Source organism: Novosphingobium sp. BL-S-33 (assembly GCF_056857025.1).
Genome location: NZ_CM166475.1, coordinates 1362962 through 1382955, shown reverse-complemented (window position 1 = coordinate 1382955; position 19994 = coordinate 1362962). Strand labels below are relative to the sequence as shown.

Below are 19994 nucleotides of genomic sequence, written 5' to 3'. Positions count from 1 at the left end.
CGGCTCAGCATCGATTAACTGGCATATCGATCGGAACCGACATGGCACGAGCCCTCAAGACAAAGCATACGCAGGCGGAGGAGCGTCTCGGAAAATATCGCGAGAAACGTGATTTTTCGCGTACCGCAGAGCCTTCCGGTGCGACCGGCCCCACAACCGGCAACGGTTTTGTCGTTCAAAAGCATGCGGCATCGCGCCTTCATTTTGATTTTCGGCTCGAGCTGGACGGCGTGCTGGTAAGTTGGGCCGTTACCCGGGGGCCGAGCAACAATCCCGACGACAAGCGTCTCGCAGTCCGCACTGAGGACCATCCGCTCGATTACGCGCGCTTCGAAGGCACGATCCCCAAAGGCGAGTATGGCGGCGGGACCGTGATGCTATGGGACAATGGCACGTGGGAAACGATTCCAGGTAAGGATCCCCGCAAGACCCTGACCGAAGGCCACCTCCATTTCGTCCTTCATGGTCGCCGCATGCAGGGCGAATGGATCCTCTTCCGCCTCAAGCCGCGCGGCAAGGAGAAGGGAGAAAACTGGATATTGCGCAAGGTGCACGATGAATTTGCAGGCGGGTCGGATGAGCTGACCGGCGCCAATCTCTCAAGCATCGATACCGGCCGCACCATGGAGGAGATAGCTGCGGGCAAAGCGGTCCCGAAGCGTAAGGCGAGAAATGGGAAACCCGTCACGGCTCCCAATCGGGATAGTGCCGGGCCGGGCCGAGGCAGGAAAGCGAGCTCGCCCCCGCCCTTCCAACCCGTGCAACTCGCCGCCTTGGTCGACTGTGTTCCACCTGGCGATCGCTGGCTCCATGAACTCAAGTATGACGGATACCGCACGCTTCTCGCCGTCGGCGGAAGTGAAGGGCGGGCCTACACCCGATCGGGCCTGGACTGGTCGGACCGTTTCGCAGCGCTCATTGCCGAGGCGCAGAAGCTTGGAGCCCGCAGCGCGCTCATAGACGGCGAGGCGGTCGTTACCCTTCCCGATGGCCGTACCAGCTTTCAGGCCCTGCAAACGGCGCTCAAGGCAAATCCCGAGGCCATCGACTATTTCGCGTTCGATCTTCTCGAACTCGATGGGGAGGATCTGACCGGTCTCCCGCTCATTGAACGTAAGGAAAAGCTCGCCGCCTTGATCAGCAAGGAAGGAGGCCGAATTCGCTATTCGGACCATATTGTCGGTAGTGGCGAGAAGCTCCTTGCCAGCTTCTGCGGCGCTGGGCTCGAAGGCGTCATCTCGAAGCGAGTGGATGCGCGGTATAGCGGTTCGCGCAGCGGCACCTGGGTCAAGACCAAGTGTATTCGCCGCCAGGAGTTCGTGATCGTGGGTTGGACACCGTCCGACAAACGGCGCGGATTTCGCTCGCTGTTGTTGGGGGTCAACGAAAATGGCAAACTGCGCTACGCAGGCAAGGTCGGCACCGGCTTTACCGGCGATGAGATCGAGCGATTGATGAAGATCATGTCGCCGCTCGAACGCGATGAAGCAACGGTCGAAGCGCCGCGCGCCGCCGTTCGCGCCGCACGCTGGATCGCGCCCAAGCTGGTTGCCGAGATCGCGTACATCGAATTTACCGATGAAGGCGTCCTTCGGCATCCAAGCTACCTTGGACTGCGCGAAGACAAGAAGCCCGAGGCAATCGTGCTGGAGGCAGCGACGCCTGTGGACCTCGCGATCGCTCCGGCCTCAGATGCCGTGCAGATCAGCAACCGCGGCCGGGTTATCTACCCGGAGGGAAAACTCACCAAAGGCCAACTCGCGGATTATTACGAGACCGTCGCGCCAATCATGCTCTCCTGGGCGGGAAGCCGGCCAATAAGCCTGGTTCGCTGCCCGCAGGGCCGCGCCAACAAATGCTTTTTTCAGAAGCATGATGCCGGGAGCTTTGGCAGCGCGGTCAAGCAAATCGGTATTCGCGAGAAGGACGGCCACGAAGAAGCGTACTTGTTTGTCGATACGCCAGCGGGCCTTCTCACGTGTGTTCAGATGGGTACCATCGAGTTCCATGGCTGGGGTGCGCGGATCGAGGATATCGAGAAAGCCGATAGACTTGTATTCGATCTCGATCCCGACGAGGGGCTGGACTTCAAGGACGTCGTCTCGGCCGCACTTCACGTCCGGGACATGCTCGCGCAGATGGGGCTGACGACCTTTCCGATGGTCACGGGCGGGAAGGGCGTCCATGTCATCGCTCCGCTCATTCCGTCGGCGGAATGGGCGGATGTGAAGGACTTCGCTCGCCGCTTTGCCCTGGCGCTTTCTCAGGCAGAACCCGAACGCTTCACGGCCGCTCTCGCAAAAGCCAGGCGCACTGGGCGGATCTTCGTCGATTACCTGCGCAACCAGCGCGGCGCGACAGCGGTCATGCCCTATAGTGCGCGCAGCCGCGAATTCGCGCCGATCGCGGTGCCGGTGACCTGGGAGGAATTGCGGGACATCGAAAAACCTTCGTATTGGCACATCGGCGACGGCGCCGAGATGGTGAAGCGCGCCGGGTCGAAGAATCTCGCCCACTGGGGGCGCGCGGACCAGATCCTTCCCGACCTGTGAAGGTCGCTGCCAGACGACCTGAAGCCGGACTTTGCTGTTCATGCGCTGCGCGATCATCCGCCAATAACAGGATCTCGCTTTGCGGCCCCCATCGTCTGGATGCGTTCGAGTGCCTCCTTCGATGGCGGGTCCTGGCAAATGTCCCACTTCTTTCCCCGAGGGTAAGCGCCAACGGCCAGGAAATCATCGCTCGCTTCGATCAGGCAATGGCCGGTGCCGACGGGCAATACGAGTGCGTCGCCCGCGTCAACGCTCACGATCAGGGCGCCTGGCCCGCCCAATACCAGCGAGGCGCGGCCGCTCGCGACGCCCAATGCCTCATGGGTGGTCGAGTGATAATGATGAAAGCCGAATATGGTGTCCCGCCATTTCGGCGGCCAGCCATGCCCTGCGAAGCGCTTCTCAAAGGCGTCGGCGATTTGTTCTCGCTCACCTCTTTCCACACTTCGGTAGACCAGTACCGGGAAACGCTGATTGTTGGGCACCCAGCCATGTGGATCGAGGAGGAATTTCTCTGGGGCCATGGGATGCTCCTAAGCTTTGCCCCGAACCCTGCGAGCGGGCTTATTGCTCAACTCGATCCACACGGGCGCATGATCACTGGTCTTTTCCCAGCCGCGTGCTCGCCGGTCCACCTTGGCCGCCACCAGAAGCCTGGCTGCACTCGGGTTGAGCAGGACGTGATCGATCCTGAGGCCCGCGTCGCGCTCGAAGGCGCCGCGCCAGTATTTCCAGAACGTGTATATGGCCTCATGCGGATGAAGATGCCGGAGCGCGTCGGTCCATCCCTGCTGGAGCAACCCGGCGTAAGCCGCTCTCACTTCCGGTGCGAAGAGAGCATCGTCGCGCCAGCGTTCGGGTGCGTAGACGTCGAGATCCGTGGGCATGACGTTGAAGTCTCCTGCAACGATCACCGGAGCGTCCAGCGCTACAAGCTCCGCAAGACGATCGCGCAGTCGTTCAAACCATCTCAGTTTGAATTCGAACTTGGCGCTCGGCCGCGGATTGCCATTGGGAAGATAGAGCCCGGCAATGAGCGCTCCGTTGATAGCCGCTTCGATGTAGCGGCTCTGCATATCCTGTGAGTCGCCAGGAAGCCCGCGGCGGGTCTCGTGAATCTCACCGACCCTGCTGAGAATCGCGACACCGTTCCAGCGGCTCTGTCCATGCCAGATGGCCTGATAGCCTGCCGCCGCGATTGCAGCTTCTGGAAACCTGTCCTGCGGCGCCTTCAGTTCCTGCAGGCAGACGATGTCCGGCTCGGCAAGCTCAAGCCAGCGCAAGAGCACTGGAAGACGCCCATTGATGCCGTTGACGTTGTAAGTTGCAATTTTCACAGGGTCTGGCCGCTCCTGCCCTACGGCGGAAAACTGGAAGATGGCATCAACCCCGCTCGCTCCCAACGTGAGAGCGTCGGCGGCCGAAAAAGCGGGGCCTTGTCAATTGACTGCATTTCCGCCCGGCTCGTGCGCGCGGCGAACAGCGCGCGGGTTGGCCACCCTTGCTGCCTGGTGCAAAGGCTCTTCCGCGGCATCGCTTCCGGTCCTTTTCGGGGTTATGCCGCCGACCTGATGCACGCGAAATCGTTGCCGTAAAGGTCACGCATCCAACTCTGGATTTGGTCATTCACGGCACGGTGCAGGGCCTTAAGCCGGCGCACGTCCGGCTTGCCACCTTCACCCCGAACTTCAGCTTGCTGGATTGCGAGCTCAAGACGTTCTCGTTCTTTGCGCAGCAGGCTGAACAGTGTGTCTGCCATGATCATGCCTCGCGATTATCAAGTGTGCGCATGACAGCCATAATGTCGTCGAACCGAAGTGGTTCCGAAGCGCCTGGCGGTCGCCTCAGATCCCGATTGACCTTCCACGGCAGAGGCGTCCCATGCCCACGATGAAAAGATCGCGCGCCTTACCTCGGGTGCAACCTGGGGATGTTCCATGAATTCAAAGAGATGAAAAATTTGGAGAGGACATTGTGTTGCCTCCTTTCTTCCAACTCTCCTCGCTGCGACGGGCCTGACCTGTCGGATGAAAAAATCTTCTGATTCGCGATTTGATTCAAGACTCAAGTGAGGGTGTATTAGGGTTAGTCGCCGGCGCTCGGAAAAACCCCCGCTCGCTCTTCGACTGCGCAAGAGCTCGGGTTGCTCGTCGATCAGTGACGTCATGTTCTCCCTCCACGGACGGCATTGATGCGTGCGCGCTTCCGCGCTTCCACCCATGGGACGCATCCAAGTCACATCCGTTAGCTGGAAAAAGCAGATGAATCGGCAATTGAATAAGGCTGCGCCCTCATCGAGCGGCCAGCCTGCAACAGTAGAATTGCTGGGACATGGACCGCATGGGAAGGTGGCTAGCTCAACAGGTCCGAGGTCATGAGCGGTATTTTTGATGAGATGAAGGTCTCATTCTGCCTAAGTCAATCTACGTGAGGTTCGCTTCTGTACGCTTGAACCACCGCACATCGGCGCAGTCGTTAGCTAGGCAGCCGTATGTCTTTTAGCGCCGGGGCACGCCGGGATGTGGAGGATCAGTTTTTCCGGCGCCAGCGACATTGGCAAATGAAAGACCGCAACACGCGGATGCACCGTCTGATCTCGGGGAACGCGATCCGGCTTCGTGCGATTCAAGCGGTATGAAAACGCAAGAGGACGCGCTGGCCCATTCCGGCGAGGCAGGAATAATAGTCGATGCGCAGGAGGCGGCGGAAAACGCGGGCCTTGTCTATGTCAGTGATGACAGTCCGGGGATCAGCCGCCAAACTTATCGTGGCAAGTTTCGCTACCGCGATCCGCGCGGTAACGTCGTCAAGGACGATAAGACCCTGAAGCGCATTGCATCGCTGGTAATCCCCCCGGCCTATGCCGACGTCTGGATTTGCGCGAAACCGAACGGCCATATCCAGGCGACTGGCCGCGACGCCAAGGGCCGCAAACAGTATCGCTACCATGCCAAGTTTCGCGAGGTGCGCGACAGCACGAAGTACGAGCACATGCTCGATTTCGCCAAAGCCTTGCCAGCCGTGCGCGGGCGGATCGACGCCGATCTCCAGAAGCGCGGCCTACCACGCGAGAAGGTTCTGGCTGCGGTCGTCCATCTGCTCGAGACCACGATGATCCGCGTCGGCAACGCGGACTATGTCAAGCAGAACAGGAGCTACGGGCTTACGACGTTGCAGGACCGCCATGTCGCGATTGAAGGATCAGAGCTTCGCTTCAACTTCAAGGGCAAGAGCGGCAAGCAGTGGAAGCTCAGGCTCAGGGACCGGCGCATCGCGAAGATTGTGAAGGCGAGCCAAGATCTGCCGGGTCAGCATCTCTTCCAATATATCGGCGAGGACGGCGCGCAGTACGAAGTCACTTCGAACGACATCAACACCTACCTGAAAGAGATCTCGGGGGCGGACATCACCGCGAAGGATTTCCGTACCTGGAATGGTACGGTGCTCGCTGCGCTGGCACTTGCCGAATACGAAAAGGTGGATAACGAGGCCGCCGCCAAGCGAAACGTGCGCGCGGCTATCGAAGCGGTGGCCTCGCGCCTGGGCAACACGCCGACGGTCTGCCGAAAATGCTACATTCACCCTGAGGTGTTTGACAGCTACTTGAGCGACGAACTCGTGCTTGAGGCACGGGACGCGGTCGAAAAAGAGCTGCGGGACGAATTGTCTCGGCTTCGCCCCGAGGAGGCAGTGGTCCTCGCTTTTCTGCAACGTCGCCTGGCGGACAAGGCCAAGATCCCCGCACTTTGAAACGCGGCGGGGTCGTGGAACGCGCTCCTGCCTCGTCCGTTAATTGTTCGAACCCTCTATCACGGTGACGGCATGATTAATTCGCAGAACGCTTTCTCTCAGCTCGTCCCATTCACATCTTTGGGCCCGAAATCGTTCTTGCCGAAACCCGACAACAGAAGCTTCAATGTTGCCGTGATTGGCACATACGCGCCGCGTAAATGCGGCATTGCGACATTTACCGAAGATCTCCAGACGAAGGTCGAGACTTTTTATCCTCGCACGAGTTTCGAGGTTTATGCACTCGACCTGCACGAGGCGGCGCCGCTCTACGGCGATCGCGTCAACATCATTAACGTTGACGAACCGGAGAGTTACCGGGAAGCGGCCCGGCAGATCAACCGTTCCGGCGTCGATGCTGTATGGCTTCAACACGAGTACGGCATCTTCGGCGGGCCCGATGGAACTCTCGTTACCGAACTGGTCGACAGGATCGAGGTACCTCTCATCGTCACCTTCCATACGATACTCTCACAGCCATCCGCTGGTCAGCGTGAAATCCTCGGACATATTCTGGCGCGTACTGATCAAGCCATGGTCATGTCAGAGCATGGCCGCGGCCTTCTCACTGAGCTGTATGGTTTTTCGCCGGATCGTATCACGGTGATTCCCCACGGAGCTCCCGACCGACCGTTCGGCCGCGAGGCGGGCTTCAAAGCGCGCCTCGGCATAGCGGGGCGCCCTGTTCTCATGACATTCGGCCTATTGGGTCCGGGCAAGGGCCTCGAGCAAGCGATCGAGGCGTTGCCCGCGATTACTGCCAAACATCCCGATGTGCTCTACCGGATTGTCGGTGCCACGCATCCCAATCTCGTCCGCGAGCAGGGCGAGGCATACCGAAAACTGCTCGAAACGAGGGTCTTGGCGCTCGGGGTCGAAGATAATGTGCAATGGGACAATCGCTTTGTCGGCACTGAGGAACTGCTCGATCAGATCGAGGCCTGCGACATTTATCTCACCCCTTATCCAAACCTCCAGCAGTCGACGTCCGGCACGCTGAGCTACGCTGTGGCTCTAGGCAAGGCTGTTGTTTCCACACCGTATATCCACGCCCGTGAGCTGCTCGCCGATGGTGTTGGCTGCCTCGTCCCGCCAGAAAAACCATCAGCTATCTCGGCGGCGGTCAACGACCTTCTCGATCGGCCAGATTTTCTGGCCGGCTTGAAGGGACGCGCCTATGCGCGCGGCCGGTCGACAATATGGTCGCGCTTCGCGCAGGCGAGTTCAGACCTTATCAGCAAGGCGGTTAAGGAACAGGCTTCCGGGTTCGGTGCCTGTGGCAGCCGGACGCCTAAGACAAAGGATTGCGGTAGTATCCGGCTCATAGGCTCCGCTGCGACCGCCCTGTCCAGTCCATGAAGGCAAAAACGCAGCATTCCGCAAGGTCGGGTTGAAGCGCAACAAGCGGGAGCGCATTGCAGCGCGTAGCGTTGCTAAAGGTTTTGCCTCGCACCGATGATGACAGGTTCCAATGATCTGCTTGCACGGTGAGCGGGGACGATGGCCCTCGTTCGCGTCATTTCTGCGCGATCGAAACAATCATCGGTGCAGGCAGGGTGATCGAAGCCCGGCTGCCGATCCAGCTTGATGCTGCCCGGAAAGCTTTGTCGGCCGATTGAGGCTAGAAGAAGCGGAGTGATCGATGAGTAGGGCGTCGCTTTCAGCCTGTCCAAGCCGCGCGGTAGACGCCGCGATGCAAATTCGAGGATGCGGTGGCCGTGACGCGCGCGATCTCGGGCGCGGAAACCTGGCTCTTCGACTTGCTCGAACGTAAGACGAAGGACCCCGGTCTGCTGTGGCTACGGCATGATCCCTGTCGGTTCGCTTCCGACGTAGCTGCCCGGTTAGCCGACTCCGAATAACCTGGCGGATTCGTTTAAATCTCAGATTAAGAGTGCTTCGTTGTTACCCAGTCAGCTGCCGGCGTAATTATGGAGAGAAGACTGTTTTCGGTATATGGGTGATGCGGCATGCGAGATCGGCTTCTCCAGAGGCGACGACGTAGTAGCTTCCAGCATCTACAATCCCGGTGGTGAAAACGACATCTCGCAAATACATTTGATGCTCTATCGGTTTGGTGAGTTCCGGACTAGGTTCTATGAGCGGTTCGTGGCTCGAACGAACAGTAATGCTGGGGTCGTCACTGGCCAGTATTGACCAATAGGTTCGATAAATTCCAACCAGTTCTTTCGGTTCGACGCCGTGCCAGAGAGACAACCATCCACCATCCTCGATGCCGTTTGTCAGCAGGGGAGGGCTTCCCCCGCCCATTCGCGCGGTGGCCAGGGTTGCGGCATGTGGCCGAATTCCAGGTTTAGGGAATGGCTTCCAAAACCGTCCGTCTGGCGAATGAGCGAGATTTATCGATGGTCCCGCGCGCCATTCGCTACCAGGCGGGTACGCAAAATACGCATCGCCAAGGGGGCGGGTCTGTGCCCAGTATTCATTATTGATCAGGCCCTCGAACAGCAGCATGTCCTTGTTCTGATGGTCCAGGAGGATGTCAGCGAATGTCCAATCCAACCCGTCGCTCGAGGTGTACAGCGTAGTGCACTGCCGCTCGGGACCGATCGAGCAGGTTGTCATGAGCCATTGACCTTCCACGTAGCTGATGCGCGGATCTTCCACGCCGTAGCATTGCAAGCCGTTTATTGGCGCAATCGCCTTATCGTAGTGAAACGCTAAAGGCTTCAACCCGTCCGGGGTCAGTTCGACAGGCAGTAGCCATGAGAGCGAAGTCAGGACCATGATATTCCAGCCGCCTCCACGAAGTCGGACTGTGCGGGGATCCGATGTGTCTACAAGCTCCAATGGCCACGCGTCGGTGACAAAACGGCCCCCGCTCGCGGCCTCCCAGCGAATCGTGTGCAGGTGGCCGTCAGCTATCGGATTGCGCAGTGCCTCTGCAACGCGCACCATCAACAGCAAATTGCCATTGGGCAATCTGGTCAGCCCCGGATTGAAAGCACCCAGCACGAACGTTTCTGCTTCGATGTGGCTTGCGAGCGGTGAGCGAGCCAGATCGATGTCGTCCGGGAGAACCACCAAGGCGTCGACGTCATATTTCATTGCTTTTACCCCCGACAATTTGGCCGTGGCGTCGGTCTACGCCGCCGGCGGGACCGACCGCCGGGCATCTGTCATGATTTCGGAACCCGGGGCCAGTCCGCCGGTCGAACGACGCGGCGCACTGGGTCAGTGCGAGACGGCCGAGCCCGGTTGGGGTTGCGCACCGCGCAAGGTCGCTCCCCGATGTCCGCGAACTTAAACTGGAGAAATCCGCGGGATCGTCAGTAGCTGCCTGGAGGATCACTGGCAGGAAAACTCCCGTCGACTTGTTCGTCCACGGCATCCCAATCGTCGTTGCGGATGCCCGATTGCTCCTCTGGTCCCGCATTGCGAACAATGCCCGACGAGCCCACGGGGCCGCGGTCATCGTCATCCAGCCGTTGCGATGCTGCGAACTTTGAGTAGAGGAAGTAACCAACTCCGGCGAGGATTCCTAATCTCAGCAGTGCACGCATTGTTTTTCTCCATTTTGGAAGTAATTGGCGAGAGCTTGGTGCCTTTGCCAGCAACCGCGTTCCGCATAATGCAACCAGCGAGATGAAATCTGGCCAAATCGAAAGGTGATTTGAGCTGGATATCTTGGACGAAGAAGCCGAAGTTGCCCTATCTCGCTATGGTGCTTTTTCTTTGGAAACGTCGCATCGGCTTCAGCCCGCTCCTCCGGTCGCTCCAGTGTTCTGGCCCGGGTTGAGCCGCTCATCCTCTTTGTCGGGATGAAGTTCGGCTTCGTTGACGCGGGCCGAGTGAGCTTGCGAAACGCCCTTGGATGGCTTGCCTTCGGTTTTTGTCCCACGCCCGTCGGGCGTGGATGCAATTCCGGTGACGTTTCGCGGATCCTCGGCGTCGTATTCGGCCATGGCATTTCTCCTCTCCTGTCATAAGGCCGGCACAGGCAAAGTCGTTCCCGGCGAACGGCGAAGGGAGTTGGTCATCCGGGTTGCTGCAGGGAGAACCGCGCAGGCTTTGCCGCCGCAGTCCGAAAAATCGTCATGATATACGTTAAGGCGGAACCCCCGGCCCGGTTGGCGAATCGTGCCGCAGAACCCGAGATCCGACCGAGGGGATAAATGGCACCTGCGAAAGTCATTCCATCTCCCTGTAGAGTTCTGTCCATCGTTTTGGCCGGCGGCAAAGGAAGCCGTCTTCAAGATCTGACAAACGATGAAGCGAAACCCGCCATTCCGATCGGCCCGGATTTCCGGCTCATCGATTTCACTCTAGCAAACGTGGTCAATTCGGGTTTGCGCAAGGCAATGGTGCTGACGCAGCATGCGCCTGCGACACTGCACGAGCATCTCGAGCAGGCCTGGCATTTCGACCGTTCGCCTTGCGCGTTCAAGGTGCTTGACGGTGCCGACCATGGGCCCTTCGCCGGCATCGCCCAGGCCGTCGCCGGCGTGATGGAAGCGATCGATAGCTAAGCACCTGATCACGTCGTCGTGCTGGCAGGAGACCACCTCTATCAGATGGACTATCGTCCGCTGATCGCGCGTCACCGCGATCGGGCGGCCTCGGTCACGGTAGGCGTCGTTCATGTACCGGTCGCACAGGCCAGCGAATTCGGTATTTTGGCCGCCGATCCTGGCAATCCTAAAATGCAACTGTTTGCTCCGCGCTGAGTTCACGAGAGGGTAATGCAAAATGAGGATTGCAGAATGGCTGAACCCAACCACACGACCACCATTGTCGAAGGCCGCCGGAGCTCTGCCGCTGGATTAATAATTGCAGTGGCTATTTTGATAGCCGTGATTGCTGGCGTGTATTTCTTCAGCCAGACGACGACGAGCGAAGCCCGCAAGGACAACGCGGTCGAGAATGCCGCAAACAGCGTCAGCAACGCCGCTGAGAAGGCTGGCGACGCTGCTCAGGATGCGTCTAAGCATTAATCCAAGCGCGAGCTTGCGCCGGAGATCACAATGATGACCGATCTCACCTTCACATCCGCCGTTCGAAAATGGGTACCGGATCGCCACGCGGTGCAGTTGGATGGCCAATGGGAGGCGAAGCAATACAAATTCTATATCGCGGGCGAAGTGCTGGAGGACATAGCCAGACTCGGCCGCAGAGTGGACGCCGAAACCGCTATTGCGATCTTCGACGACAACTTGGGTATCCTGCTTTCGGCGGCTGACCGGATTTGGGCTAGCGGAGACAAGATGCAGGATACCTACCTGATCACGTCGGAATATCTGGAAGAACTTAAGATCTTCGACCCTCGGCTCTTCGATAATCGTTTTGACGGTTGAGGGTTGCGCTGGGCTTTCTCAAGCTCCGATCAGGGTGCCTTACATCGAGAAGTGGTCGTCCGAGGGCGGCTCCCGCACCGCGCGGTTGCCTTATGATAGCGGGCAGAAACTGGGCGACGAAAGCGGACCACCGTCTCGCGATTCTTGGTTGCGACCGTCACATCTAGATTAGCGCCTCCATACCTCGATCGCCTCGTCGACTATCGCGCGGATTGCAAGCAGCGGATGGACCGCAGGCACACGAGTTTCGCAGTCCACGTAAGAAAACAGCCCCTTGGCTCGCCGATGCATGGACACGAATAAAATTGAGCCAGATCGGTCGGGTGTACCAGCTTCGTGACCACATCGTTAGTTCAGCAGATCGACTGCTTTTTATTTCGCCATCAAATCACAGCGCTGCCGACACCGCAGATCACGGGACATGAGGCTCGAAAACGAGCGCTTTAGGTGTGACCAATCGGTGACTGGCCATCTTGCATTGAGAAGGGCCGAGCTTGGAGAAATCTCGGTTGCAGAAAGCTAGGCGATGACCTCATTTGGTTTGCGCCTCTTTCCCATTTCCAAACTCCTTCATGGTCCCAAATAACAGAGATTTTGGACCACTCAGTGAACCGCGCCGGGATTGCCGGAGGCCAGTTTTCTTAAATTAGGCGGCCAGTGGGACGTCGTCCAGCATGGCATAGTAGCGTTGCTCGGCTTCGACCGGCGGAATGTTTCCGATCGGCTCCAGCAGGCGCCTGTTGTTGAACCAATCGACCCATTCCAAGGTAGCGTATTCGACGGCTTCGAACGAGCGCCAAGGGCCTCGACGGTGGATCACCTCGGCCTTGTAAAGGCCGTTGATCGTTTCGGCCAAAGCGTTGTCGTAGCTGTCGCCTACGCTGCCGACGGATGGCTCGATGCCGGCTTCAGCAAGGCGCTCAGTATACTTGATGGACACGTATTGCGATCCGCGGTCGCTATGATGAATTAAGCCGCCGCGGTGAACAGGGCGTCGATCATGGATCGCCTGCTCCAATGCATCCAGCACAAAGCTGGCGTGCGCCGTCCTGCTAACGCGCCAGCCCACAATGTAACGGGCGTAGACGTCGATCACGAAGGCAACGTAGACGAAACCCGTCCAGGTAGCGACATACGTGAAGTCGGAAACCCAGAGCATGTTCGGCGCCGGAGCATGGAACTGGCGGTTGACCTGATCGAGCGGGCACGGCGCCGCCTTGTCCGAGACCGTGGTGCGCACCGGCTTGCCTCGGATCACCCCTTGCAGGCCAAGATCTCGCATCAACCGCTGGACGGTGCAGCGTGCAATATCGAAGCCTTCGCGCTTCATCTGCCGCCATACCTTGCGCACACCGTAGACGCCGAAGTTCTCGGCAAAGACACGCAGAACTTCGGGCTTCAGCTCTTCATCCCGCCGGACGCGAGCGGATTGCAAAGCCGGGTCTCGCCGCTTGGCAAGGCGCTCGTGATAGGTGGATGGGGCGATCGGCAGAACCCGGCAGATCGGCTCGACCCCATAGGCATCGCGATGCTCGTCGATAAAGGCAATCATCGTTTGAACGGGCGGTCGAGCTCCGCCTGGGCAAAATATGCCGACGCCTTGCGCAGGATCTCATTGGCTTGCCGCAGTTCGCGGACTTCACGCTCCAATGCCTTGAGCTTCTCGGCGGTCTCCGTCGGCACGCCACTGCGCTTGCCGCTGTCCACTTCGGACTTCTTCACCCATTTGTAGCGCGACAAACTGGATGATGATTGCGCGTCAATCAGGATGAGAATGTGATTGTCGCAGCGCGTCGATCAGTGCCCGTTTAGATTGTCGCTGGCAAGTTCGTCGTTCTCATCCTGATTGTCGCGGATGGTCTCGAGAACCTTTGGCGTGGTGTATGCGGCGGGCCGCCCGGCACCGGTGCGTCTGGCCTGAGCGGTGCGCCGCCGGTAACTTTCGACGTTCATCTCGAAGATGGTGGCGTGGTGGACGAGCCTGTCGACAGCGGCGAGCGTCATCGCGGGATCGGGGAAGACCCTGTTCCACTCGCCGAAGGGCTGGTTGGCGGTGATCAGCAACGACCGTCGCTCGTAGCGCGCGCTGATCAACTCGAAGAGCACCGATGTCTCGGCTTGGTCGCGCGAGATGTAGGCGAAGTCGTCGAGAACCAGCAGGTGGTATTTGTCGAGCTTGGCCATCGCGGATTCGAGCGCGAGTTCGCGCCGCGCGACCTGCAGGCGTTGCACGAGGTCGGAGGTCCGGGTGAACAAAACCCTCCAGCCCCGCTCTACCAGCGCCAGGCCGATAGCTGCGGCGAGGTGGGTTTTGCCGCCGCCGGGCGGACCGAACAGGATGAGGTTGGCACCTTGCTCGAGCCAACCATCGCCAGCGCACAGGGCCATGACCTGGGCCTTGGAGATCATCGGCACGGCATCGAAGGCGAAGCAGTCGAGGGTCTTGCCTGCGGGTAGATGTGCCTCTGCCAGGTGGCGTTCGATCCGACGCCGATCGCGTTCGGCAAGTTCGTGCTCGGCCAGCGCGGCGAGGAATCTGCTGGCGGGCCATCCTTCCTTGTCTGCCTGGGCGGCGAAGTCCCCCCAGATGTGCTTGATGGTGGGCAAGCGCAGTTCGTTGAGCATGAGGCTGAGACGCTGTGCATCAATCATGGGAGTTGCGTTCATGCGGCTTCTCCCTGTTCGATAAGTCCGTCGTAGATCGAGAGCGGCACCAGTTCGACCACGACTTCGGGCAGATCGGCAGGGTCCGGACAGAACCGGGCCCGCAAGGTTGTCAGGCACGGCGTTCGGCGCGCCGCCAGGTCCTCGGTCAGGAGCCCCGCGAGTTCGGCCTCGCATGCACGCTCGTGAGCCATGGCCAGAAGTTCGACGGTGGTGCGGCAGGCTTCCCGCTCGCCCTGAAATTCCAGCAGGTGGTCGAACATCAGGCGATAGGCCTCTCGCGGGAACAGGCTATCGCGATAGACCAGCCCTAACAGTGCCATGGGCTTACGGCGCAGGGAATGGATCACGTGCCGGTAATCAACAACGTGGCCGTGCTTCCCGTTCATGCCTGCGCGTCCGCGCGGCAGGGTCATGAGTCTCGTGCCGCCGATGAAGAGGTCGAGGCGGTCATCATAAAGGCGAGCCCGCAAACGGTGCCCGATCAGGCGGGATGGGACCGTGTAGAACACCTTGCGCAACGTGAAGCCGCCCGAGGATGTGACCGTCACGAGGATCTCCTCGTAGTCGGTGGTGCGCACGTCCGGCAGCGGCTGCAGGAACTTGCGTTCGGCATCGATCCCGGGGCCGTGCCGCCGGTTGCGCGCATTCACGACCTCGTCGATGAAGCGGCGATAGTCGGCAAGGTCGGAGAAGTCGGCGCTCCCGCGCAGCAGCAGCGCATCCCTAATGGCAGCCTTGATATGGCCATGGGCACTTTCGATCGCGCCGTTCTCATGGGCAACGCCCCGGTTGTTCCTCGTGGGCTCCATTCCATAATGGTCACAGAGCGCGTCATAACGCTTGGTCAGGTCGACCCTGGCATCCGCGTCCAGATTGCGGAAGGCGGCCGAGAGGCTGTCGGTACGATGAAGCTTCGGCGCGCCGCCTGCGGACCAGAGCGCGTTCTGCAGCCCTTCGGCCAAGGCGACAAAGCTCTCGCCGCCCAGGATGATGTGCCCGTGTTCGAAGCCGCCACATGGAAGCCGGAAGTGATAGAGCAGATGGTCCAGGGGCTGTCCGGCGATGGAAACTCCCAGATCGTCCATGCACGTAAAATCGGACAGGCCGAGCCGCCCGGCCTCGTGCACTTGCCGGAAAATGACTTCGCGATCTTGCCCGTTGACGGCGCGCCAGTCGCGAATGCGCCTCTCCAGGGTTCGCCGGGAGCCGAACTCCGTCTCGGGATATCGGCGCCGCAGCTCCTCGAAGATCGCTATGGGCCGAAGGCCCGGGGCAGCCTCTAACATCGGCACGACAACTTCATCGAAAATACCGGCAAGGGGATCGGGTCGGCGCCGGCTGCGCGGTGTTTGCCGCTGCGATGGCAGCTGGGTGGCCTGCAGAACCCGATAGCCCGTCGCCGGACTGAACCCGGCCTTCGCCGCCGCCAAGGCGACGGGGTCATAACGTCTGTTGGTCATGAAAAGTCTCACTTGATGATCGTTGATGTGTCGGCCGGCCACACGTCAGGTCCTCCTCCCCGGAAAACCCGATGCATAGCGGCCACCACGACCATCACAGGCACCCGGCAAAGAGTGCCTCCGGTGTGTCGGGACCGGCTACGGGCTACGCCCTACGCCGATCCCGACACACCGGATTCTCATCTTGATTGTCGCGCTTTCTCGTCCAGATCGCCGCGCAACACCCATTCCAGCAGCGTGTGCCCCGAACACCCGATCTTCTCAGCAACCGATGTGATCGCAGCCCAGCGAGAGGGATAATCGCCTTCGTGATCCAGAACCATCCGGATCGCCCGCTGCCGAACCTCAGGGGCAAACTTGTTCGTCGTCTTGCTCATCGTAGACCCTTCCTCTCAGGAGTTGGGGCCTCCGGCAATCCCGGCGCGGTTCACTGCAGTGCTCGCGATGACTGGACGAGAGGTTCAATTGCGACGTTTCATCACCGTGTTTGCCATGAGTTTGGGGGTTACCGTTTGCCTTTCCGTGGCCTTCCCAGCCGTAACGCCACTCCTCTACTTAGTGGGGCATTCCCCCCCGTACGTTCCAGCCTCCGGCACTGAGTATGCGACGGTGCTCGAGGCGCTGCGCTCGGGCGAACCTATGGACATCCGTCTTGATCGGCTATTCGGGATCCTGAGCTTTCCCAGCTTCCATGCAGCCAGCGCAGTGATTTTCGTTTGGGCAGTATGGCCTGCCGTTTGGCTTCGCTGGCCCATACTTGCTCTTTCGGCGGGCATGTTCGTTGCGACACCAATCGAGGGAGCCCACTACCTAATCGACGTTATTGCAGGCGTCTTGGTTGCTGGAGTCTCCGTCAGCACGATCATGGCACTGGAGAAGGCGCATGCTGCAAAGTGGCAATTTTCGAGCGGTGAGAGCGCGGAGACCGCGTAAGGAGCCGGCACCTTACCTCACGCGGGGAAGCGAGAAGCCGCAATATGCCTGAGGTCACTTGCAGACGAGAATTCGTCAGACAATAATCTGCCACCCTCCACGCTCAAGCGGTCACGGAAGCGTACGCCGGCCCGATCGAATGTCGGCTACCCCCAACATCCCGGTCACTCGAGAGGATGGCAGCGCTTCCGTGAGCGGAATGGCCGATTTTCAGAGTTTTAACCGGAAACTTGCCGTTCCGGACCCGCTGACATTGCGGGCATTGAAAGATCGTGGGAAGGCGACGAAATGAGCTATCGGGTCTTCCCCGCCCTGAGTGCCACGTTTTTCGTGTCGATGCTTGCTTGGTCGTTCTGGTCTGGTCAAATTTCACTGATGTGGGGCTCATATCGCCGTGACAAGAGCCCGATCATGTTTTGGTTTATAGCTACCGTAATCGTCGCATACGCTGTGCTCTCGGTACTGGCTGTGATTGCATGATGGTAATGTCCGCTCCCCCCAACAAAGCGGAATGGCAGATTTTCAGCATTTTAACCGGAAAGCTGCCGTTTCAGACACGCCGACTTTGCTGACGTTTGCAAACTGTGCCAGAGTTGCGTTTACTATGGGGGGCGGATGAAGACGATACTCTGGCTGGCAATTCTGGCATCGCCTCAAGTTGCTCTAGCAGAACCGCTTGAGTGTTGGAAAACCGTCGCGCTTTATCAGCCTAAGGCTGGGGTAATTCCCACAGGTGCAGTCGCCAAAGAAATCGCAACCATCTACCTTCGCCAGATATATGGGGCAGAGCAAATCCGGAATGAATCTCCAATTATCGCGACGCTCCGTGACGGCGTGTGGACAGTGGAGGGTAGTGTCCCGCCCGGCGCGGACGGTGGCGCTGCCATCATCCGCCTCTGTCGTCGTAATGGGATGGTCCTGAGCATCATTCACGAAAAGTGATGACCACTTCCCCCGACGAAGCGGAATGACGGATTTTCAGAGTTTTAATCTGATACCTGCCGTTCCGGACACGCCAACATTGCGGCCATATAATGGGCATGCGATACCAGCGTCATGATCTGGTGGGGATGGAAATCAAGGCAGCGCTTAGCTCTCATGACCGGGATGTGCTGCGTAGCCGCAACCCCGTGGCTTGCCCTTGGCTGGTCCACGCAAGACAGGCGGGCATTGATTGGTGGCACCGCATTCTTGTTCATCCCACTGATTGTCGGATGGTTGCTCTACGTAGGCCTTGCGACCGGCCGCATGCCGTCAGCTTATGGTCGGTCAGAAATGCGCGATACATCCCCAACCTGGTTCTGGCTTACGGGGAGCCTCTACGCGGGGCTGCTGGTCCTTTGGCTCTACATTATTCTGACGTCGTGGTCAGTGGCACCGTTCGGGGCTTCTGATGTCCGCTTCCCCCGACTATCCGGAAGGTCTGCTCTGGAGTGAGTTGTCCCTAAGCAGACTGACGGATTGCAAGGCGTCCAATCGTTCTCGACTGAAAGTCATTTGAACAATCATCTTTTTGATAAAATCAAAGATTTTTTAAGATAACTATCAATAGTAAAATCGCCACTTTTAGAGTACCGTGCATAAATGCACATATTGATTCGAATCGCCTTACCAATCGCAATGATTGCGGCGCCCCCGGTCATGGCATTTGCCGACAGTGGGAGCCCGGTCTTGGCGTTCGATTATGATCCTGATGTAAATTTCGCAAAATTTCACACCTATAGTTGGCTGCCTCGACGGGACGATAACGCAGACCAAGCTGATTACGATAGGGTCAAAGCATCAATGGACAGGGCGCTTAGCGCGCGTTTCAAGCGAGCTGCGCCGAACGAAGTAGGCGATTTCGCGATTGCGATTTCGGGAGTGTCAGGAAAGCAGGGGGAGTATCAGGGCGCATATAGCAGTAGTTACGGTGATCGGACGTCGTTTCTCGTGGCCGATATTTACGACACTGCGACCAAGCGTCCATTCTGGCACGGCGTGGTCCGCTCTACACCAGGCAGCCTGGACTCGGCCGTCGATGCTCTCGTGAAACTCTTCCCGCCTCCGCCAAGTTGCGACTTGAAATCGCCTTGGTGCCGCGCTCCAGCCCAAAGGAAATGAGGCGAAGGAATTGGTGGCTGCAAATGTTCGGCGTCTGCCATCTTAGCGAACTTCCGTCGATGCTTCCCGCCCCTCCATTCATGTCCGCTTCCCCTGACAAAGCGGAATGGCAGAGTTGCAGGGTTTTAACCCGAAACCTGCCTTTCCGGACACGCCGACATTGCGGACGTTAAGCGCGGCGAGGAATTAAATCGAAACACGTCAGCGATGAACCTTCGGCAACAAAGGTGCAGCGAGGTTGGAGAGCATCCGGACCAGCATCGCCGAGAGCGATGGTAAAGCTGTCTTTGTAGCCTTGAGAATTGATGCCGATCCACGCCCATCCAATGGTCTTGGCAATCGCAAACTCAAATGAAGGGACGTGCTTCCAACCCAGGTCAGAAGGCAAGTTTTCGCGAGTGATAATTACTTGATCTGTGTCTGGCTCTACTGTCACAACGATAGCTGTGGATCCCGTACATATTGCAACCGCGTCCCAGCGCGCAGACCCTTCGTTAATGACTGAGGGGTTCAGGCCGAGTACGTCAGTAACTATTTCACCTGAGGCCGCATCCCAATCGAAGCGCAACGAAAAATGCTCTGTCATACGAAATATTAGCTCGTGGTGCGTCCACATTCCACCCATGCCGGTCATGGAAATGGCATCACGGATGCCCCGAACCGGAACGGCCGGATTGCGCGACTTTAATCCGAAATCCGCCTTTCCGGACACGCCGACCTTGCAGACCTTTGGGTGGCCGGTAAGAAGCACATTTGAGCTTGATCGATGAGCCTTCTGGGACGGCACGAGATTATGCGACTAACTTTGGAGAAGTCACATTGATAAAGGTGGTGACAGCCTTCGCTGGGATCACTGTGATCGTGTTCGGCATTATCTCTGCCTACGCGCTATTCGTTGGCCTGACGTTTGGCTTTTCGTTGTGGGACCCTGCCAATCTCACGATTACTTGGCTTTGGCTTGGTGTCGTTTGCGCCCCTTTGCCTATCGCTATTGCACTGAGATGGTGGCGAACATCGTTGCCCCTTATGTGTCTCTCATTAGCCGCAGCTTGCGCCCTGTTCGCACCTTATGTGCTGGCCTTCATATACCGCTGGTAGCGTTATTCCAAAACTCGATTTTCAACGGCCGCTTCCCCCAACATTGCTGTCGTTTTGGGTGGATCATTCCTCGCCTC

Annotated in this window: 18 protein-coding genes, 2 pseudogenes and 1 other annotated feature; of the genes and pseudogenes, 9 read left to right on the top strand and 11 right to left on the bottom strand. The window is 58.8% G+C overall.

Features of this window, described 5'->3' with window-relative positions; translation table 11 throughout:
* Nucleotides 1-41 precede the first annotated feature (41 nt).
* A complete protein-coding gene (gene ligD / locus AC1VVM_RS22745) occupies nucleotides 42-2552 on the top strand; it encodes a DNA ligase D (protein WP_482956600.1) in 2511 nt (836 codons plus the stop codon).
* A gap of 53 nt (nucleotides 2553-2605) precedes the next feature.
* Here the strand turns inward: ligD and AC1VVM_RS22740 are convergent, their stop codons facing one another.
* From AC1VVM_RS22740 to AC1VVM_RS22730, 3 genes are all read right to left on the bottom strand, one after another.
* On the bottom strand, nucleotides 2606-3076 hold the full coding sequence (locus AC1VVM_RS22740) for a cupin (protein ID WP_482956599.1): 471 nt from the start codon (nucleotides 3074-3076) through the stop codon (nucleotides 2606-2608).
* Between the two features lie 9 nt (nucleotides 3077-3085).
* Entirely contained in the window at nucleotides 3086-3889 is an 804-nt protein-coding gene (gene xth / locus AC1VVM_RS22735) for an exodeoxyribonuclease III (protein WP_482956598.1), read from the bottom strand.
* A gap of 218 nt (nucleotides 3890-4107) precedes the next feature.
* Entirely contained in the window at nucleotides 4108-4311 is a 204-nt protein-coding gene (locus tag AC1VVM_RS22730; protein WP_482905989.1) for a hypothetical protein, read from the bottom strand.
* An 875-nt stretch (nucleotides 4312-5186) separates the two neighbouring features.
* Here AC1VVM_RS22730 and AC1VVM_RS22725 point away from each other — a divergent pair.
* Entirely contained in the window at nucleotides 5187-6302 is a 1116-nt protein-coding gene (locus tag AC1VVM_RS22725) for a DNA topoisomerase IB (protein ID WP_482905988.1), read from the top strand.
* A 72-nt stretch (nucleotides 6303-6374) separates the two neighbouring features.
* Entirely contained in the window at nucleotides 6375-7700 is a 1326-nt protein-coding gene (locus AC1VVM_RS22720) for a glycosyltransferase family 4 protein (RefSeq protein WP_482956597.1), read from the top strand.
* A 570-nt stretch (nucleotides 7701-8270) separates the two neighbouring features.
* Here the strand turns inward: AC1VVM_RS22720 and AC1VVM_RS22715 are convergent.
* From AC1VVM_RS22715 to AC1VVM_RS22705, 3 genes are all read right to left on the bottom strand, one after another.
* Nucleotides 8271-9410 (bottom strand): glycoside hydrolase family 130 protein, encoded by a 1140-nt coding sequence (locus AC1VVM_RS22715; protein ID WP_482956596.1) that lies wholly within the window; start codon nucleotides 9408-9410, stop codon nucleotides 8271-8273.
* Nucleotides 9411-9631: 221 nt separating this feature from the next.
* Nucleotides 9632-9865 (bottom strand): hypothetical protein, encoded by a 234-nt coding sequence (locus AC1VVM_RS22710; RefSeq protein ID WP_482956595.1) that lies wholly within the window; start codon nucleotides 9863-9865, stop codon nucleotides 9632-9634.
* 192 nt (nucleotides 9866-10057) lie between these two features.
* A complete protein-coding gene (locus AC1VVM_RS22705; protein ID WP_482905984.1) occupies nucleotides 10058-10267 on the bottom strand; it encodes a hypothetical protein in 210 nt (69 codons plus the stop codon).
* Between the two features lie 210 nt (nucleotides 10268-10477).
* On the opposite strand from AC1VVM_RS22705, the pseudogene AC1VVM_RS22700 reads away from it, so the two are divergent.
* The 3 genes and pseudogenes from AC1VVM_RS22700 (at nucleotide 10478) to AC1VVM_RS22690 (ending at nucleotide 11656) form a co-directional block, all read left to right on the top strand.
* A pseudogene (locus AC1VVM_RS22700) lies at nucleotides 10478-11029 on the top strand (sugar phosphate nucleotidyltransferase).
* 36 nt (nucleotides 11030-11065) lie between these two features.
* On the top strand, nucleotides 11066-11296 hold the full coding sequence (locus tag AC1VVM_RS22695) for a hypothetical protein (protein ID WP_482905983.1): 231 nt from the start codon (nucleotides 11066-11068) through the stop codon (nucleotides 11294-11296).
* Nucleotides 11297-11326: 30 nt separating this feature from the next.
* The gene (locus AC1VVM_RS22690) at nucleotides 11327-11656 is read left to right on the top strand and encodes a DUF1488 family protein (protein ID WP_482905982.1); all 330 of its coding nucleotides are present in this window, start codon (nucleotides 11327-11329) and stop codon (nucleotides 11654-11656) included.
* Nucleotides 11657-12302: 646 nt separating this feature from the next.
* Here the strand turns inward: AC1VVM_RS22690 and AC1VVM_RS22685 are convergent.
* The 4 genes and pseudogenes from AC1VVM_RS22685 to AC1VVM_RS22670 all read right to left on the bottom strand — a co-directional run.
* Nucleotides 12303-13432 (bottom strand): IS3 family transposase gene (locus AC1VVM_RS22685; RefSeq protein ID WP_482957366.1). Its coding sequence is split into 2 segments (ribosomal slippage): nucleotides 12303-13243 and nucleotides 13243-13432, totalling 1131 coding nucleotides; the frame shifts between segments, so codons are not numbered across the junction.
* Nucleotides 13134-13250 (bottom strand) — a sequence feature (AL1L pseudoknot). (Overlaps the previous gene by 117 nt.)
* Before the next feature lie 21 nt (nucleotides 13433-13453).
* On the bottom strand, nucleotides 13454-14323 hold the full coding sequence (istB, locus tag AC1VVM_RS22680; RefSeq protein WP_482955270.1) for an IS21-like element helper ATPase IstB: 870 nt from the start codon (nucleotides 14321-14323) through the stop codon (nucleotides 13454-13456).
* Complete coding sequence (istA, locus tag AC1VVM_RS22675) at nucleotides 14320-15825, bottom strand: IS21 family transposase (protein ID WP_482955271.1); 1506 nt, start codon at nucleotides 15823-15825, stop codon at nucleotides 14320-14322. Before istA ends, istB begins: the two co-directional genes overlap by 4 nt.
* Before the next feature lie 149 nt (nucleotides 15826-15974).
* Nucleotides 15975-16160 (bottom strand): annotated as a pseudogene (locus AC1VVM_RS22670) (IS3 family transposase); the annotation flags it as partial.
* A 58-nt stretch (nucleotides 16161-16218) separates the two neighbouring features.
* Here AC1VVM_RS22670 and AC1VVM_RS22665 point away from each other — a divergent pair.
* The 3 genes from AC1VVM_RS22665 (at nucleotide 16219) to AC1VVM_RS22655 (ending at nucleotide 18819) form a co-directional block, all read left to right on the top strand.
* Entirely contained in the window at nucleotides 16219-16716 is a 498-nt protein-coding gene (locus AC1VVM_RS22665) for a phosphatase PAP2 family protein (RefSeq protein ID WP_482956594.1), read from the top strand.
* Between the two features lie 615 nt (nucleotides 16717-17331).
* On the top strand, nucleotides 17332-17658 hold the full coding sequence (locus AC1VVM_RS22660; protein WP_482956593.1) for an NTF2 fold immunity protein: 327 nt from the start codon (nucleotides 17332-17334) through the stop codon (nucleotides 17656-17658).
* Between the two features lie 642 nt (nucleotides 17659-18300).
* Entirely contained in the window at nucleotides 18301-18819 is a 519-nt protein-coding gene (locus AC1VVM_RS22655; RefSeq protein WP_482956592.1) for a DUF4136 domain-containing protein, read from the top strand.
* Between the two features lie 169 nt (nucleotides 18820-18988).
* Here the strand turns inward: AC1VVM_RS22655 and AC1VVM_RS22650 are convergent, their stop codons facing one another.
* On the bottom strand, nucleotides 18989-19570 hold the full coding sequence (locus tag AC1VVM_RS22650; RefSeq protein WP_482956591.1) for a DUF6334 family protein: 582 nt from the start codon (nucleotides 19568-19570) through the stop codon (nucleotides 18989-18991).
* Between the last annotated feature and the right edge of the window lie 424 nt (nucleotides 19571-19994).

What these genes read in the sequence shown, in the direction of transcription:
- ligD (WP_482956600.1), top strand. Translation starts at nt 42, where the DNA reads ATGGCACGAGCCCTCAAGACAAAGCATACGCAGGCGGAGGAGCGTCTC.
- AC1VVM_RS22740 (WP_482956599.1), bottom strand. Translation starts at nt 3,076, where the DNA reads ATGGCCCCAGAGAAATTCCTCCTCGATCCACATGGCTGGGTGCCCAAC.
- AC1VVM_RS22730 (WP_482905989.1), bottom strand. Translation starts at nt 4,311, where the DNA reads ATGGCAGACACACTGTTCAGCCTGCTGCGCAAAGAACGAGAACGTCTT.
- AC1VVM_RS22725 (WP_482905988.1), top strand. Translation starts at nt 5,187, where the DNA reads ATGAAAACGCAAGAGGACGCGCTGGCCCATTCCGGCGAGGCAGGAATA.
- AC1VVM_RS22720 (WP_482956597.1), top strand. Translation starts at nt 6,375, where the DNA reads ATGATTAATTCGCAGAACGCTTTCTCTCAGCTCGTCCCATTCACATCT.
- AC1VVM_RS22715 (WP_482956596.1), bottom strand. Translation starts at nt 9,410, where the DNA reads ATGAAATATGACGTCGACGCCTTGGTGGTTCTCCCGGACGACATCGAT.
- AC1VVM_RS22710 (WP_482956595.1), bottom strand. Translation starts at nt 9,865, where the DNA reads ATGCGTGCACTGCTGAGATTAGGAATCCTCGCCGGAGTTGGTTACTTC.
- AC1VVM_RS22705 (WP_482905984.1), bottom strand. Translation starts at nt 10,267, where the DNA reads ATGGCCGAATACGACGCCGAGGATCCGCGAAACGTCACCGGAATTGCA.
- AC1VVM_RS22695 (WP_482905983.1), top strand. Translation starts at nt 11,066, where the DNA reads ATGGCTGAACCCAACCACACGACCACCATTGTCGAAGGCCGCCGGAGC.
- AC1VVM_RS22690 (WP_482905982.1), top strand. Translation starts at nt 11,327, where the DNA reads ATGATGACCGATCTCACCTTCACATCCGCCGTTCGAAAATGGGTACCG.
- istB (WP_482955270.1), bottom strand. Translation starts at nt 14,323, where the DNA reads ATGAACGCAACTCCCATGATTGATGCACAGCGTCTCAGCCTCATGCTC.
- AC1VVM_RS22660 (WP_482956593.1), top strand. Translation starts at nt 17,332, where the DNA reads ATGAAGACGATACTCTGGCTGGCAATTCTGGCATCGCCTCAAGTTGCT.
- AC1VVM_RS22655 (WP_482956592.1), top strand. Translation starts at nt 18,301, where the DNA reads ATGCACATATTGATTCGAATCGCCTTACCAATCGCAATGATTGCGGCG.